Genomic DNA, 15,389 nt, shown 5'->3' on the forward strand with positions numbered 1-15,389 from the left:
GGTTAATTTATATAAATACCGATAAGAACTGATTGAAAATAAAGCAAACTCTCCGATTTTCTCTTGCCAATCGCGCACTTGTCCTCTATTATTGCGCACATGCCCGGGTGGTGAAATAGGTAGACACAGGGGATTTAAAATCCCCCGCCCTCAAAGCGTGCCGGTTCGAGTCCGGCCCCGGGCACCATTTTCAACTATTGAATTTGGTGCTACAAAGAATCCAGCGTAAGCTGGTTTTTTTATGCCTAATGAAAATGATCCCATGATAAGAATATTAATATTTATATCCTCTCTACTCTTTATATCCTCTGCAAATGCTGAAGATATTTTTAACGGCACTATCTTATTTAAAAATAAATATTGGCATTTTATACGCTGTTCTATCACTCAAGATGACTATTTAATTGAAGCTTCTCAAGATGTGATTACTCAATTAAAAGCATTACAGCAGAAAGAGAAAAAATATTGGGTAAGCTTATTAGCAAATGTCAAAGTACAGCAGAATGGAAATTTAATATTGGAAGTTGAGAAAATAGATGAAGTTCATTTAGGGTCTTCATGTCATTTATTAGATGCACTTGAAAGCTTTGAAAATCGAGAGTAATTACCACTCTCGATTCATAACCAGCTCTTCCATTTCAAGATCTAAAAATCCTGCATCTTGCACCACCATCATCATTGCCTCCGCAATATAATCAGCAGCACTATCATCAAGCGATGAATCTAGATCTTCAAACTGCGGTTTCATTTCATTAATTTCACTTATAGTCTGATGAGCATATCGATAAACATCTTGATCAGCTAAAGCAGGCTTTTGAACTTTTTTAGCAAATTGTTCAATGAGCTGCTTAAGTTCAGCGACCAAAATATCTGGATAATATTCATCATCAAACATCGGGAGAAGTAGGTCTTCGAACATACAAAAGATTACACAACAGCAAAAACTTGCCGCTTATAACATATTTTCACAAAAATCACGAGATTTTTACCCGACTCACTCATCCACTTTATTTAAGACACCCATACCCTAGTCTATTTATACAAGGGAATTTCAAGCTTGTTGCATAGCTTGCCAAACCGAGATAGCGTCATGCATTGCTTTTACATCATGTGCTCTGACAATGGAAGCTCCTTGTTGAATACTAAGCAAATGCCCAGTAACACTTCCGACAGCACGTTGATCAGCGGCAGAACCTTTTAAAGCTTCTCCGATAAACCGTTTACGAGAAAGACCAGATAAAATTGGATAGCCCAATTCATTAAGTTTCCAAAATTCTTTTAATAGTTTTAAATTTTGCTGAGCATTTTTTGCAAAACCAAATCCAGGGTCAACAATAATGTTGTGCTTTTTTACCCCAACAGCCAAAGCCTCATCAATACGTTGTTGCAATTCTTGCATTACATCTAATGTTACATCAGCGTATTGATCCAACTGATTCATTGTAGTTGGCTCACCACGCATATGCATAATCACCACAGGGATATCTAGCTCTACAGCGGTTTTTAAAGCATTAGGACGTGTTAAGGCGCGAACATCATTCCAGATATGTGCCCCTGCTGCTTTTGCTGCGCGAATAACTTCCGGCTGGCTCGTGTCGATCGACAGAATAACGTTATGATGAGATAAAGCTTCCACAACAGGTACCACACGGCGCACTTCTTCTTCTACTGCAACTTCTGAAGCACCAGGTCTTGTAGATTCTCCTCCAATATCAATAATAGTCGCACCTTGCTCAATCATACTCAGTGCATGATCAACCGCTTGGTCTAATTGGTTATGTTTACCACCATCACTGAAAGAATCAGGGGTAACATTTAAAATACCCATGACATGAGGCTGAGATAAATCTAATTGAAGCTGTCCACACTGTAAAATCTGCTTAGGTAAAGAAATTAACTGCATAAAAAGCTCCGGATCAAAATCAGCAGCTATTTTAACAAGTATGCTTTACATGCTGTCGATTTCTTTCAGCTTTATCGAAATTTAAGACAAATAAAAAAGCCACATGATTGTGGCTTTTTTATTAATTAACTTAATTCATTGCTGGTAATGGCGGTGGAGTAGATGGACCATCTTTTGGTGGTTCAAACGCAGATACCGGATTTTCAGCAATATAAACTTTAGGTGGTTGAGGCTCACGACCTTCCATGATGTCACGGATTTGATCACGATCAATGGTTTCCCATTCCATCAAAGCTTTAACCATTGCATGTGCGATATCTTTATTATTTTCCAAGATATCACGAGCAACTTTATACTGTTCATCTAAAATACGGCGTACTTCCTGATCAACTTGCTGTTGAGTAGCTTCAGAAATTGTACGGCTACCTACATTACCGAAGAATCCATTTTGGTTTTCATCTTCGTAAACCATAACACCCATTTTGTCAGACATACCGTACTTCGTTACCATCGCACGAGCCATTTTAGTAGCACGTTCGAAGTCATTTGAAGCACCAGTCGATTGTTGCTGAATGAAAACTTCTTCAGCAATACGTCCACCAAACAAAATTGCAATTTCATTCAACATTTTGTCTTTATAGTGGCTAATCTGATCTTGTTCAGGTAACTGCCAAGTTACACCTAAAGCCCAACCACGCGGCATAATTGTTACCTTATGCACAGGGTCAGTACCCGGTAAAATCTCAGCAACAATTGCATGTCCAGCTTCATGGTAAGCAGTTGCACGACGCTCTTCTTCACGTAAAACCATTGATTTACGTTCAGGCCCCATATAGATCTTGTCTTTTGCATCTTCAAAGTCATGCATATCGACAGTGTTCTTATTACGGCGAGCAGCAAACAAAGCAGCTTCATTTACAAGGTTTGCCAGCTGAGCACCAGAGAAACCAGGTGTACCACGAGATAAAACTTTAACATCTACACCAGTAACTGAAGGCAATTTTTTCAAATGTACATTCAGGATCTGTTCACGACCACGAATGTCAGGTAAACCAACCATAACTTGGCGGTCAAAACGCCCTGGACGTAATAATGCTTTATCCAATACGTCAACACGGTTAGTCGCAGCAATAACGATTACGCCTTCATTACCTTCAAAACCATCCATCTCTACGAGCATTTGGTTCAAGGTTTGCTCACGCTCATCATGTCCACCACCTGTACCCGAACCACGGTGACGGCCTACTGCATCAATCTCATCGATAAAAATGATACATGGTGCATGACGTTTTGCTTGTTCAAACATGTCACGGACACGGGACGCACCCACACCCACAAACATTTCAACAAAGTCAGAACCAGAAATGCTAAAGAATGGAACTTTTGCTTCACCAGCAATTGCTTTGGCTAATAACGTTTTACCAGTACCTGGAGGGCCAACCATAAGTACGCCACGTGGAATCGTAGCGCCCAAGCGTTTGAATTTTGCAGGATCTTTTAAGAAATCTACAATTTCCACAACTTCTTGTTTCGCTTCATCACAACCAGCAACGTCAGCAAAAGTCACTTTGATTTGGTCTTCTGAAAGCATTTTCGCTTTCGATTTACCAAAACTCATCGGACCATTTTTACCGCCTGCACCACCACCCATGTTACGCATAAAGAACATGAATAACAGAATGATTAACAGTACAGGGAAACTAGCAATGAGAAGTTGCATCAAAATGCCTTGACGTTGTGGTGCTGTGCCCTCTACAACAACATTTTGCTTGTTTAAGCTTGGCATAAGTTCAGTGTCTTCAACTTGCGGACGAACAGTTTCAAACTGAGATCCGTTAGTTTTTTCACCACTAATATTTAAACCGTCAATCGTGACTTGCTTAATTTGGCCAGCATTCACCGCTGCAACAAAATCTGAATATTTCATTGCAGTAGGCTTATTGCGGTCACTGATATTACTGAAAATTAAAATCAGAACACCCAGTATTATTAGCCACAATACGGCATTCTTGAAGTAATCGCTCAAAGCTTTATTCCCATATCGATCTAATTTGATCATGCCCAATCTTGGCCGATCGTCTTAAAAACAGCAATTGTCTTGCTTGCGGATAACCTAAAAGATACAAAATGCACAATTTTTAGGAGCTTGGCAAGTAAACTTTATTGCAATGCTTTCTTACGCCCTTGTCCAACCAAAAAAACTTCTTTAGATCGTGCCCGAGAAGCTGCTGGTTTTGCTGTTTTTAACACATCAAAACTATCAACGACTTGTTTACGAAACTCATCAAATCCTGCGCCTTGGAACACTTTAACAACAAACTGTCCATTTGGACCCAAGACTTTCTGAGCAAAGTCTAAAGCAAGTTCACACAAGTAAATCTGTCGAGGTTGATCAACAGCCCTATTACCTGATGTATTGGGGGCCATATCAGAAATTACAATGTCTACTTGTCTTCCGTTTAAAATATTTAACAATTTTTCAAATACAGCTTCTTCTCTGAAGTCGCCTTGTAAGAAAGTGACATCCGGTAAAGCATCCATAGGTAAAATATCGGAAGCAATAACTAAACCCTTGCTACCAACAAGTTTCCCAGCAATTTGCGACCAACTCCCAGGAGCTGCTCCCAAATCAACCACTGTCATGCCTGGCTTGATCAACTTATATTTTTCTTGAATTTCAAGAAGTTTATAGGCTGCTCGTGCACGATATCCTTCCTTTTGTGCTTTTTTTACAAAAGGATCGTCTAGATGTTCCCTCATCCACGCACGACTACTTTTAGACAATTTTTGGTTTGTGATGCGTGTTGCCATAACTCACTAAATATCAAAAAAACTTCTGATTGCTCATTGTACGTGAAAATTACTCTCATTACAGTACGGATGTAACGTAATCTCAATAACTTTTACAGTTTTTTTCCAATAATGTTGATCGATTATTTATACAGTTTTTCGTACATTTGATTTTAAGTTTTTTGCTATACTAAGTCGTTTTTAAAATCAGGTATTTTTAATGGCCGCTTTATCTATTCATGAACGTAAACGTTTACGTCAAATTGGTCACGTGCTTAATCCGGTTGTCATGATTGGTGGACAAGGCTTAACAGATGCTGTAATCGAAGAAACGCTTCGTGCTTTAAATGATCATGAACTCATCAAAGTAAAAATTGCTGGTGAAGACCGTGAAGCTCGTGCAGCTGTAATTGATGCAATTGTAGAAGCAACTGGCGCTGAAGCTGTGCAGAAAATTGGTAAAATCGTTTTACTCTACAAAAAAGCAGCTAAGCAAAACCAACACTTATCTAACCTCGTTCGTCACGCTCACTTAGCAAACTAACTTATTGACTACTTATGGCAAGTTACGAACTTTCAGCTTTTGATCGTTTTCATGCTGTTTCTGTTGTTGGCGCAATTGAACAGCAAGCCCCGCATACATTAAATGTGGGTTTTTGGATTCGTGATCCAAACCAACTTATTATCTGGCCCCAAGAAGTCGCGGCTCATCCTCGTCAAGATTTTTTGTGGGAAGATACTTGTTTTGAAATTTTTATCGGCGTGCATGATGAAGATTTCTACCGGGAAATTAACCTTTCCCCTTCTCAAGCATGGCAGACCTACCAGTTTGAAGAATATCGATATCCAGAAAGCATGCCTCCCCTCGTTGCTTACGATATCGAACTAAATCATCTCAAGCGTACCCATTATGGTTTAAATGTAAGTCTTGATTTAGGTCAGTTTATGCAACAGCACCGTTTGAAATGGGCAAACCTTTATTTAGGTTTAACTGCTGTTTTAAAAACAAAAGATGGTATGCAGTACTATGCAATGCAGCATAGTGGCAAAAATGCTGATTTTCACAATAAACGTGATTGGCTGCATCAGTTTTAAAAAAATAAAAAAAGCGAGAAATTAATTCTCGCTTTTTTATTGAATTTTATTCTTCAATTCTTAGTGATCTCTTGCTTTGTTCCAAGCCTCAACCGCATTATTTTTAGTGCGTTTTAAACTCTCACTTAAAGAATCTTTATGTTTTAAAGAAATTTGACTAATGTCACCCTTAAGTTCTTTAGTCACTTTCGTTAAATCTTCAATTAATGCATTAATTTCAGCTTTTAATGTATTTTTCAGTTCATTTAGTCCTTCTTGAGAAGTATTGAACTGAGCTTTAATCACATCAAGACGTTGTAAAATATCTTGTTTAATCTGAGCAAACTGGTTTTGAATATTCTGATTCAATTCTTGAGTTTCAGCCTCAATTTTTTCTTCAGTCTCGGTAATTACAGCTTTAACTTGTTCTTGAGTTTCTGCAATAGCTTCTTTAACTTGCGAAGTTGCTTCATGAGCGACTTCTTTCACCTGTTCTGTTTTTTCAGCTACAACTTCTTTTACCTGTGTTGCTTTTGTACTCACTGCTTTTTTAGCTCGAGTTGTTGTTTTCGCTACAGCTTCTTTTGCTTCAGTTACTTCGGCTTTAACCGTCTCTGCTACAGACGAAGCATTCTCAGCTATATCTTTTGAAACTTGATTATTGCTCATGCTATTTCCTCATATTGTTTATTTTTTAGCTAGTATTACAATAAGTGGAATTGGCTTATTTCAGGCACCAGATTGTTAGACAATTTGCTAAAAGTATCAATTTCAGACAAGCGGATGAGTTTTTTTGCAAAAAGCAAGCAAGGAATTATATTTTTTAATCGAAAATAAATAGACTTTTTAGGGTTCCATGCGTATAATGCGCTGTTAAGTTACAAGCGGGCAGACCGATAGGGAGGGGCATGTTTTTTTAGAACATTGCCTATCTTTTTTAGGTCTACTCGCTTTTTTACAGCCGAAATTCAGGAGCTTTGGTTTGAGCACCCCCGCCATTTTAGCCCTCGCAGATGGAACGATCTTTAAAGGAACGTCAATCGGCGCAACGGGAAGTACGACTGGAGAAGTCGTTTTTAACACAGCCATGACAGGCTATCAAGAAATTTTGACTGACCCAAGTTATGCACAACAAATTGTGACATTAACTTACCCTCATATTGGTAACACTGGTTGCAACGAAGAAGACGTTGAATCTGGTCGTATCCATAAAGTATGGGCGAATGGTTTAATTATTCGTGACCTTCCACTATTACACAGCAACTTCCGTTCTGAGCAATCATTAAGTGAATATCTGCAAGCACACAATGTTGTCGCAATTGCTGATATTGACACACGTAAACTTACTCGTATTTTACGTGATAAAGGTGCACAAAATGGTTGCATCCTTGCCGGCGAAAATATTACTGAAGAAGAAGCGATTGCTAAAGCTCGCGCTTTTGGTGGTTTAAATGGTTTAGACCTTGCAAAAGAGTGCTGTGATCCAACAGGCTTTGAATGGTCTGAAGGTTCATGGGTATTAGGTAAAGGCTTTACTCAACCTGAGTTAAAATACCACGTGGTTGCATACGATTATGGTGTCAAAACCAACATCTTGCGTATGCTTGCAGACCGCGGTTGCAAACTCACTGTTGTTCCTGCTGAAACTCCGGCTGAAAAAGTATTAGCACTTAATCCAGATGGCGTATTCCTTTCAAACGGCCCTGGCGACCCAGCTGCTTGTGATTACGCTATCGAAGCTGTAAAAACTATTGTTGAAACCACAACATTACCTGTATTTGGTATCTGTTTAGGACACCAAATCTTGGCACTCGCTTCTGGTGCAAAAACTGTAAAAATGAATCATGGTCACCACGGTGCGAACCATCCTGTACAAAATCTTGAAGATGGAACAGTGATGATCACCTCTCAAAACCATGGTTTTGCTGTAGATGCAGAGACATTACCGGCTAACTTAAAAGCAACGCATAAATCATTGTTCGATGGCACCTTACAAGGTATCCATCGTACTGACAAACCAGCTTTCAGCTTCCAAGGTCACCCTGAAGCAAGCCCGGGTCCACATGATTGTGCACCATTGTTCGATCATTTCATCGAACTTATCGAAGCATCTAAACAGTAATTAAGGAGCGAATAATGCCTAAACGTACGGATATTAAAAGCATCTTAATTATTGGTGCTGGTCCAATTGTTATCGGTCAGGCTTGTGAGTTTGACTACTCTGGTGCTCAAGCATGTAAAGCGCTTCGTGAAGAAGGTTACCGTGTTATTTTGGTTAACTCTAACCCAGCGACCATTATGACTGACCCTTCAATGGCTGATGCAACTTACATTGAGCCAATTACTTGGCAAACTGTTGCTCAAATCATTGAAAAAGAGCGTCCAGATGCAGTCCTTCCAACTATGGGTGGACAAACTGCATTGAACTGCGCACTTGCACTTGATGAAAACGGCGTATTAGCGAAATACAACGTAGAACTTATTGGTGCAACGAAAGAAGCGATTGAAAAAGCTGAAGACCGTAAACTCTTCGACATCGCTATGCGCAAAATCGGTTTGGAATGTCCAAAAGCTGCTATTGCTGAAACCATGGAAGAAGCATTGGAAATCCAATCTCGCTTTGGTTTCCCAGTAATTATCCGTCCATCATTTACAATGGGTGGTTCAGGCGGTGGTATTGCATATAACCGTGAAGAATTCCTTGAAATTTGTGAACGCGGTTTTGACCTATCTCCTACTCACCAGTTATTGATTGATGAATCTTTAATTGGCTGGAAAGAATACGAAATGGAAGTTGTTCGTGACAAAAACGACAACTGTATTATCGTATGTGCGATCGAAAACTTTGACCCAATGGGTGTTCACACAGGTGACTCAATCACTGTAGCACCAGCTCAAACATTAACTGACAAAGAATACCAATTGATGCGTAATGCTTCAGTTGCGGTTCTTCGTGAAATTGGTGTTGAGACAGGTGGTTCTAACGTTCAGTTCGGTATTAACCCGAAAGACGGCCGTATGGTTGTGATCGAGATGAACCCTCGTGTATCTCGTTCGTCTGCTCTTGCTTCTAAAGCAACTGGTTTCCCGATTGCAAAAATTGCTGCGAAACTAGCTGTTGGTTATACCCTTGATGAATTGAAAAATGACATCACTGGCGGCGTAACTCCTGCGAGCTTTGAACCATCAATCGACTATGTTGTAACGAAGATTCCTCGTTTTAACTTCGAGAAATTCCCACAAGCAGAACCAGTTCTTACCACTCAGATGAAATCTGTTGGTGAAGTCATGGCAATTGGCCGTAACTTCCAAGAATCTGTACAAAAAGCATTACGTGGTCTTGAAGTTGGCGTAAGCGGTTTCGATGAAAAAATCGAAGCTGGTGCAACAAACGTAAAAGAAACCATTTTAAAAGAGCTTAAAGTTCCGGGTCCTGAGCGTATTTGGTACGTAGCAGATGCATTCCGTCATGGTTTCTCTTTAGATGACGTATTTGAAGCAACTAAGATTGACCGTTGGTTCTTGATCCAAATTCAAGATATCGTTAAGACAGAAGCTCAAGTAAAAACTTTAGGTTTTGGTGATCTAACTGCTGAAAATATCCGTTCGTTCAAACGTAAAGGTTTATCTGACCTTCGTATTGCGAACCTTATGGGTATTTCTCAAAAGCAATTCCGTAAGCAACGTTGGAACTTGGGTGTTTATCCAGTTTACAAACGTGTTGATACATGTGCTGCAGAGTTTGAATCTGGTACAGCATATATGTATTCAACTTACGATGAAGAGTGCGAAGCAAATCCATCAAACCGTGACAAGATCATGGTAATTGGTGGTGGTCCAAACCGTATTGGTCAAGGTATCGAATTTGACTACTGCTGTGTACACGCTGCTTTAGCAATGCGTGAAGACGGTTATGAAACAATCATGGTGAACTGTAACCCTGAAACTGTTTCTACCGACTATGACACATCTGACCGTTTATACTTCGAACCTGTAACACTTGAAGATGTTCTTGAAATCGTACGTACTGAGAAGCCAAAAGGTGTAATTGTACAATACGGTGGTCAGACTCCACTTAAGTTAGCACGTGCTTTAGAAGAAGCTGGTACTCCTATTATCGGTACTTCTCCAGATGCCATTGACCGCGCAGAAGACCGTGAACGTTTCCAACAAATGATTCAACGTTTACAGCTTCGCCAACCAAACAACAGCATCGTAAAATCTGCTGAAGAAGGTATCTCTGAAGCTGCGAAAGTTGGTTATCCGTTAGTTGTTCGTCCATCTTATGTATTAGGTGGTCGTGCAATGGAAATCGTATATAACGAAGATGAACTTAAACGTTACCTTCGTGAAGCAGTACAGGCTTCTAATGAAGCGCCTGTTCTTCTTGATCACTTCCTTGATGATGCAACTGAAGTTGACGTTGACTGCGTATCTGACGGTAAAGATGTCGTAATCGGCGGTATCATGCAGCACATCGAACAAGCTGGTATTCACTCTGGTGACTCTGCATGTTCTATTCCTCCTTACTCTCTTTCTAAAGAAGTACAGGATGAAATGCGTCGTCAAACAGTTGCTATGGCGAAAGAACTTGGTGTAGTTGGTTTGATGAACGTTCAGTTCGCAGTTAAAGGCGACGATATTTACGTTCTTGAAGTAAACCCACGTGCATCACGTACTGTTCCGTTCGTATCAAAATGTATTGGTGAATCTTTAGCAAAAGTAGCTGCTCGTTGTATGGCGGGTCAATCTCTTGAATCTCAAGGCTTTACTAAAGAAATCATTCCAACTCACTTTGCTGTGAAGGAAGCTGTTTTCCCATTTGCTAAGTTCCAAGGCGTAGACCCAATGCTTGGGCCTGAGATGAAATCTACAGGTGAAGTAATGGGCGTTGGTAAGACATTTGGCGAAGCGTTCTATAAAGCCGTTTTAGGTTCGAATGATCGTTTACCTGGTCTACCAACTGAAGGCGAAGAAAAGATTGCTTTCTTATCTGTTCGTGAATCTGATAAGAAATATATTGCTGATATCGCTAAAAAGTTCGTAGCTTATGGCTTCAAACTGGTAGCAACAGGTGGAACGTATAAAGTACTTAAAGAAGCAGGTTTGGAATGTGAATCTGTAAATAAAGTAACTGAAGGACGTCCACATATTGTTGACCGCTTGAAAAATGGTGAAATACACCTTATTGTCAACACTACTGAAGGCAAACAAGCTCAATATGATTCTGCAATGATTCGTCGTGCTGCCCTCCAAGGCAAAGTTTATTACACAACGACTATCAATGGTGCAGAAGCAGTTTGCCAAGCCTTTGCTGTGAAATTGCCAATGGATGTATACCGCTTGCAAGATTTAACTGTAGGTTAATTTTTTTCCGATAAGTCCCGCCACCTTATCGGTGGCGGGATTTTTTCATTTTTTTAACTGTGTTTTCTCAACTTAAGAGGGACCGAAATGCAACGTTATCCAATGACCCCTGAAGGTAAAATCGCCTTAGAGAAAGAATTACAACATCTGAAATCTGTTGAACGTCCACGTATTACTCAAGCGATTGCTGAAGCACGTGAACATGGGGACTTAAAAGAAAACGCAGAATACCATGCTGCTCGTGAACAGCAAGGTTTCTGTGAAGGCCGTATCCAAGATATCGAAGGGAAATTGGGTGCTGCACAAGTCATCGATGTTAAAGACTTAGAACAAAACGGTCGTGTTGTATTCGGTGTTACGGTAACGATTGAAAACCTTGATACTGAAGAACGTAAGACTTATAAGATTGTTGGTGATGATGAGGCTGATTTTAAAATCAATAAAATTTCAGTAAATTCACCAATTGCACGTGGCCTTTTGGGTAAAAATGAAGGTGATGAAGTAAAAATTACCACTCCTCAAGGCGAAGTTGAATACGAAGTTGTAAGTGTAGAATATTTTTAATTTTTAATTAGATATACTTAGGCTATAAGACCCCTCAATTGAGGGGTTTTTACATTTAAGACAAATAGTAAAAAATTCACTATGCGTCTTTTAAAAAACCTGATGCAAAGATTTGAAAAGCATTTAATGCTTCAGGAAGTACCTGTTCAGGATATTCACTAGAAGCCACCCATAAGGCTGCATTCATGGCAGCACCATTTAAAAGCACTGCTGCTGCTTCTGGATCTACAATTTTAATTCGTTCCTCTATCAAAAGCTGTTCAACGCACTCACGAGTAGACTGCAAACATCTATTTTGACTTGGCCAATGCGCCGGATCACCCAACACTGCAGGGCCATCACGTAGCACAATACGCTGAAATTCAGGCTTCAAAGCATTTTGAATATAAGTCTGCCCTTCAACTAGTAATCCTTCCCAAAGATCATCAAGCTGCTCTCGATGCTGCTGAGCATATTCGGCCATCTGTGAATCAATTTGTTCTACAACTGCTGCAAATAAACCACGCTTATCGCCAAAATGATGATAAAGCGCCCCACGAGTCAATCCTGCCTCGGCCGTGAGTTTATCCATTGAAGTATCGGTATAGCCATATTCCGCAAATGCATGACGTGCTACTTCAATTAGTTTTTTGCGGGTTTCCGCCATTTTTCTTTCACGAACAGACATATATTTCACCAGCTAATCATCACAAAAAATATTAATTGACATACGCCTCGTATGTCAATTAAGTTTACATACGAGGCGTATGTGAAAATTAACCGACATTTATTGATTAGAAGTTAAATACTGAAGGAGAACAAACCTGATGAGAACTGCAATATTTCCCCAAAATCGTCATGCCTTATATGAACAGCATGGCTATTCAGCCGCAATTCAATCGAAAGATTTACTCTTTGTTTCAGGGCAGGTTGGTAGCCTTGAAGATGGCTCGCCTGTACCTGATTTTGAAAAACAGGTAACACAAGCTTTTAAAAACTTAGAAGAGACATTAAAAGCAGCAGGTTGCAATTTCGATGATATTATTGATGTCACTACCTTTCATACGGATCCCGAACGGCAGTTTGAAAGTATTATGAAGGTTAAAAATCAAATCTTTACACAAAAGCCTTATCCCAACTGGACAGCTGTTGGCGTAACTTGGTTAGCAGGTTTTGATTTTGAAATTAAAGTCATTGCACGTATTCCTCATAAGTAATGAAGACAAATTAGTACGTGTTTTAGTATTCGATTCACTAGCTGAACTAAGATTATTGGTTCAGCTTGAATCGCAATTGGGTATAATGACCTATTCCCTTTTTATATATTCCTTATGGCTGAAAAGTTAATTAACTCCCCTGTCCGCCATTGGTGCGAATTTGAATTTATTTCCAAAACTGTAAAAAATCCGAATATCCATATTAAAGGTAATTACTCTTACTACTCAGCCTATTGGGATCAAGGTTTTGAACGCTGTGTCGTACGCTATTTACACGACAAACCATCTACTCCCGATAAACCAATCGATCAGCTTTATATTGGTAATTTTGTATGTTTTGGCGCTGAGTGTGTGATTATGATGGGTGGTAATCAGCTTCATAGACCAGACTGGATTTCGACTTTCCCTTTTGATACCCGCAGTTTTTTAGCAGCTGGCGACACCATCATTGCAGATGGTTGTTGGATTGGAAGCCGTGCCATGATTATGCAAGGTGTAAAAATCGGTGAAGGTGCTGTTATTGCAACTGGAGCTGTCGTCACTAAAGATGTCCCACCCTATGCAATTGTAGGTGGAGTTCCGGCAAAAGTTATTAAATACCGTTTTCCTCAAGAACAAATCGACAAACTACTTGCTTTAAAACTTTATGATTTAGATGAAAAACAAGTTTTAAAAATGCGTGAATATTTGCAAACTGATGATATTGACGCTTTAACAATCCATATTGAAAATTTAAGAGATAAGTAAAATATATTCTCAAGTTTTTCTTGTTTAAAAATCATAAATGATTACGTGGCCGAATTTAAATCGTAAGAAAAGAAGTATAAAGTATTGAATAAATAAGCATCATTACAATAAGGAACATTCTCATGTTATACCAACATATTCTTGTACCAATTGACGGTTCTGAAACATCTATGGTCGCTATGAAAGAAGCGATCAAACTTGGCAAAGCATTAAATAGTAAAATTACTATCGTACAGGTCATGGTACTTGATCCAATTATTGCAGATCTTTATGTAAAGACTGGCCAAACCAATGAACTAATTGAGCGGACTAGAACATACTTACTTGATATTTTAGAACAAGCCAAACAACAGTTTTTACAAGAAGGTCTTAGCGTAGAAACCAAATTACTTGAAGGTTTCGTTGTGCATGAAGAAATTATTCAAGCTGCACAAGAGCTTAATGCTGACTTGATTATAATGGGCTCTCATGGCCGTACAGGCGTACGAAAACTTGTATTAGGAAGTGTTGCACAAAAAGTTTTAGGTGAAAGCCATATTCCTGTTTTAATTGTTCGCTAAAAAATGCCTGTCTGGCTCAATTCGGCCAGATAGGCACCTATTTTTTAAAAGGAATAACGTCTTCTCTTGATTGCTCAACCGTTATTGTTTTTTTACTTTTAAAAGCATCCCAAGAATAATTTTTATAATTTAACTGCCATAAATAGTAAGATTGACCGATATCTTTAAACCTAATATTTAATGTCATCCATGTTTCATCATGGCAATGCTGTGACTTCTTATACTCTCGTTCTGAAAAACATGCCCGAATCATTTTACTCGAAGAAAAATTAATATCTTTTAAGGCAACTTGATACTGCCCTTTAGACTTAAGCTCAATAAAATCAGCGTTTTCCTCAAAGCGTCCTCCTCCAGAATAACCAGTAAACCATGTGTTTAGCACTGCTATCGCATGCTCATTTTTATTGAGTGGATATAGTGCTGGAAAGATTTTGAGTCCATTAGGGCCTAAATCATCAGAATGTGGCTCTTTATTACTATGTTCATAATTTTTAAAATTCCACTGATTCAACACCGTATATTGATTATTTTGCTTTTTAACTTCAGCAATTTGTGGAGTTTCATCTATTAAATAATAAGTCTGATCTTGTGTGTTTTTGACTTTCCATAGCTTAGCTTCATCGCTACATTTATGACTTAACTGCTGACAAATCGAATGTATATCTTGTGATGAGACTTTCACATTTATAAAAGGTTGAGCTGAAATAGCCTGCTCTGCAAAACTCGATTGCACTGTTAAACCTAGTAGTAATATGGCTAGACTCTGCCATTTATAATTCTGCATTTGTATTTGTTCTCTATTAATAATTTTAAGGTTGCCATGCGAACTGCTTTAAGTTCACTTTGCCATTCAACAAATAGACTCCTTCAGCTTCAAGCTTTAACTGCTGAACATTTTCACCTTTTTCATTAAACTTACTTAGGCTAATTTTACCTTGTGAGTTAATAACACGGTACCAAGGAACTTGATGATCTGCATCAAGATGCTTAAGAACATAACCTACTAATCTGGCGTGTTTGGGTAACCCTGCCATACGTGCTATTTGTCCGTAAGTTGCTACTTTTCAATATGGAATTAGAGCAATGACTTCTAAAATCTGTCGATGTAGTTCATACTGAGTTGTCAAAATGGAATCCATAAAAATTGACATCGTTCATATCATATAAAAATTTACTTTAAATCTCTTT

At 38.9% G+C, this 15,389-nt stretch carries 15 protein-coding genes, 1 tRNA gene and 2 pseudogenes; 10 read left to right on the top strand and 8 right to left on the bottom strand.

The window, feature by feature from the left end; genetic code table 11:
* The first annotated feature begins 101 nt into the window (after positions 1–101).
* Positions 102–187, top strand: a tRNA-Leu gene (locus tag CSB87_RS05420).
* A 75-nt stretch (positions 188–262) separates the two neighbouring features.
* Positions 263–604 (top strand): hypothetical protein, encoded by a 342-nt coding sequence (locus CSB87_RS05425; protein WP_199963275.1) that lies wholly within the window; start codon positions 263–265, stop codon positions 602–604.
* Here CSB87_RS05425 and CSB87_RS05430 read toward each other — a convergent pair whose 3' ends face one another.
* From CSB87_RS05430 to rlmE, 4 genes are all read right to left on the bottom strand, one after another.
* A complete protein-coding gene (locus CSB87_RS05430; RefSeq protein ID WP_004707350.1) occupies positions 605–919 on the bottom strand; it encodes a DUF5713 family protein in 315 nt (104 codons plus the stop codon).
* A 132-nt stretch (positions 920–1,051) separates the two neighbouring features.
* Complete coding sequence (gene folP, locus CSB87_RS05435; RefSeq protein WP_031953196.1) at positions 1,052–1,903, bottom strand: dihydropteroate synthase; 852 nt, start codon at positions 1,901–1,903, stop codon at positions 1,052–1,054.
* A gap of 130 nt (positions 1,904–2,033) precedes the next feature.
* A complete protein-coding gene (ftsH, locus tag CSB87_RS05440; protein ID WP_001286662.1) occupies positions 2,034–3,929 on the bottom strand; it encodes an ATP-dependent zinc metalloprotease FtsH in 1,896 nt (631 codons plus the stop codon).
* A gap of 134 nt (positions 3,930–4,063) precedes the next feature.
* On the bottom strand, positions 4,064–4,714 hold the full coding sequence (gene rlmE / locus CSB87_RS05445; RefSeq protein ID WP_000235573.1) for a 23S rRNA (uridine(2552)-2'-O)-methyltransferase RlmE: 651 nt from the start codon (positions 4,712–4,714) through the stop codon (positions 4,064–4,066).
* Between the two features lie 199 nt (positions 4,715–4,913).
* Here rlmE and yhbY point away from each other — a divergent pair, with 199 nt between their 5' ends.
* Together yhbY and CSB87_RS05455 are read left to right on the top strand one after the other, a co-directional pair.
* Positions 4,914–5,237: a ribosome assembly RNA-binding protein YhbY gene (gene yhbY, locus CSB87_RS05450; protein ID WP_000729551.1), complete on the top strand. Its 324-nt coding sequence runs from the start codon at positions 4,914–4,916 to the stop codon at positions 5,235–5,237.
* Positions 5,238–5,251: 14 nt separating this feature from the next.
* Complete coding sequence (locus CSB87_RS05455; RefSeq protein WP_004707346.1) at positions 5,252–5,788, top strand: DOMON-like domain-containing protein; 537 nt, start codon at positions 5,252–5,254, stop codon at positions 5,786–5,788.
* 60 nt (positions 5,789–5,848) lie between these two features.
* Here CSB87_RS05455 and CSB87_RS05460 read toward each other — a convergent pair whose 3' ends face one another.
* Positions 5,849–6,436, bottom strand: a complete 588-nt coding sequence (locus CSB87_RS05460) for a flagellar basal body-associated protein FliL (RefSeq protein WP_002048572.1) — start codon at positions 6,434–6,436, stop codon at positions 5,849–5,851.
* 313 nt (positions 6,437–6,749) lie between these two features.
* Between CSB87_RS05460 and carA the strand changes: the two genes are divergently transcribed.
* From carA to greA, 3 genes are all read left to right on the top strand, one after another.
* Positions 6,750–7,889 carry a glutamine-hydrolyzing carbamoyl-phosphate synthase small subunit gene (gene carA / locus CSB87_RS05470; protein WP_000106446.1) on the top strand — a complete coding sequence of 380 codons (1,140 nt, stop codon included), beginning with the start codon at positions 6,750–6,752 and terminating at the stop codon, positions 7,887–7,889.
* A gap of 14 nt (positions 7,890–7,903) precedes the next feature.
* Positions 7,904–11,134, top strand: a complete 3,231-nt coding sequence (gene carB / locus CSB87_RS05475; protein WP_004707343.1) for a carbamoyl-phosphate synthase large subunit — start codon at positions 7,904–7,906, stop codon at positions 11,132–11,134.
* 87 nt (positions 11,135–11,221) lie between these two features.
* Positions 11,222–11,698 carry a transcription elongation factor GreA gene (greA, locus tag CSB87_RS05480; RefSeq protein ID WP_031953198.1) on the top strand — a complete coding sequence of 159 codons (477 nt, stop codon included), beginning with the start codon at positions 11,222–11,224 and terminating at the stop codon, positions 11,696–11,698.
* A gap of 69 nt (positions 11,699–11,767) precedes the next feature.
* Here greA and CSB87_RS05485 read toward each other — a convergent pair.
* Positions 11,768–12,365: pseudogene (locus CSB87_RS05485) on the bottom strand (TetR/AcrR family transcriptional regulator); the annotation flags it as partial.
* 139 nt (positions 12,366–12,504) lie between these two features.
* Between CSB87_RS05485 and CSB87_RS05490 the strand changes: the two are divergent.
* The 3 genes from CSB87_RS05490 (at position 12,505) to CSB87_RS05500 (ending at position 14,201) form a co-directional block, all read left to right on the top strand.
* A complete protein-coding gene (locus CSB87_RS05490; RefSeq protein ID WP_079377801.1) occupies positions 12,505–12,894 on the top strand; it encodes a RidA family protein in 390 nt (129 codons plus the stop codon).
* A gap of 114 nt (positions 12,895–13,008) precedes the next feature.
* Positions 13,009–13,641 (top strand): CatB-related O-acetyltransferase, encoded by a 633-nt coding sequence (locus tag CSB87_RS05495; protein WP_031953205.1) that lies wholly within the window; start codon positions 13,009–13,011, stop codon positions 13,639–13,641.
* 122 nt (positions 13,642–13,763) lie between these two features.
* On the top strand, positions 13,764–14,201 hold the full coding sequence (locus CSB87_RS05500; RefSeq protein WP_031953207.1) for a universal stress protein: 438 nt from the start codon (positions 13,764–13,766) through the stop codon (positions 14,199–14,201).
* Between the two features lie 37 nt (positions 14,202–14,238).
* On the opposite strand, the gene CSB87_RS05505 is transcribed toward CSB87_RS05500, so the two are convergent.
* Positions 14,239–14,985 (bottom strand): hypothetical protein, encoded by a 747-nt coding sequence (locus CSB87_RS05505; RefSeq protein WP_004707334.1) that lies wholly within the window; start codon positions 14,983–14,985, stop codon positions 14,239–14,241.
* A 25-nt stretch (positions 14,986–15,010) separates the two neighbouring features.
* Positions 15,011–15,340, bottom strand: a pseudogene (locus CSB87_RS05510) (MGMT family protein).
* Positions 15,341–15,389: the final 49 nt, after the last annotated feature.

This window comes from Acinetobacter sp. AR_0276 (assembly GCF_003000705.1).
GTDB lineage: Bacteria > Pseudomonadota > Gammaproteobacteria > Pseudomonadales > Moraxellaceae > Acinetobacter > Acinetobacter nosocomialis.

Excerpts from the sequence above, each read along its gene's own strand:
- CSB87_RS05425 (WP_199963275.1), top strand. The coding sequence starts at position 263 with ATGATAAGAATATTAATATTTATATCCTCTCTACTCTTTATATCCTCT.
- CSB87_RS05430 (WP_004707350.1), bottom strand. The coding sequence starts at position 919 with ATGTTCGAAGACCTACTTCTCCCGATGTTTGATGATGAATATTATCCA.
- folP (WP_031953196.1), bottom strand. The coding sequence starts at position 1,903 with ATGCAGTTAATTTCTTTACCTAAGCAGATTTTACAGTGTGGACAGCTT.
- rlmE (WP_000235573.1), bottom strand. The coding sequence starts at position 4,714 with ATGGCAACACGCATCACAAACCAAAAATTGTCTAAAAGTAGTCGTGCG.
- yhbY (WP_000729551.1), top strand. The coding sequence starts at position 4,914 with ATGGCCGCTTTATCTATTCATGAACGTAAACGTTTACGTCAAATTGGT.
- CSB87_RS05455 (WP_004707346.1), top strand. The coding sequence starts at position 5,252 with ATGGCAAGTTACGAACTTTCAGCTTTTGATCGTTTTCATGCTGTTTCT.
- CSB87_RS05460 (WP_002048572.1), bottom strand. The coding sequence starts at position 6,436 with ATGAGCAATAATCAAGTTTCAAAAGATATAGCTGAGAATGCTTCGTCT.
- carB (WP_004707343.1), top strand. The coding sequence starts at position 7,904 with ATGCCTAAACGTACGGATATTAAAAGCATCTTAATTATTGGTGCTGGT.
- greA (WP_031953198.1), top strand. The coding sequence starts at position 11,222 with ATGCAACGTTATCCAATGACCCCTGAAGGTAAAATCGCCTTAGAGAAA.
- CSB87_RS05490 (WP_079377801.1), top strand. The coding sequence starts at position 12,505 with ATGAGAACTGCAATATTTCCCCAAAATCGTCATGCCTTATATGAACAG.
- CSB87_RS05495 (WP_031953205.1), top strand. The coding sequence starts at position 13,009 with ATGGCTGAAAAGTTAATTAACTCCCCTGTCCGCCATTGGTGCGAATTT.
- CSB87_RS05500 (WP_031953207.1), top strand. The coding sequence starts at position 13,764 with ATGTTATACCAACATATTCTTGTACCAATTGACGGTTCTGAAACATCT.
- CSB87_RS05505 (WP_004707334.1), bottom strand. The coding sequence starts at position 14,985 with ATGCAGAATTATAAATGGCAGAGTCTAGCCATATTACTACTAGGTTTA.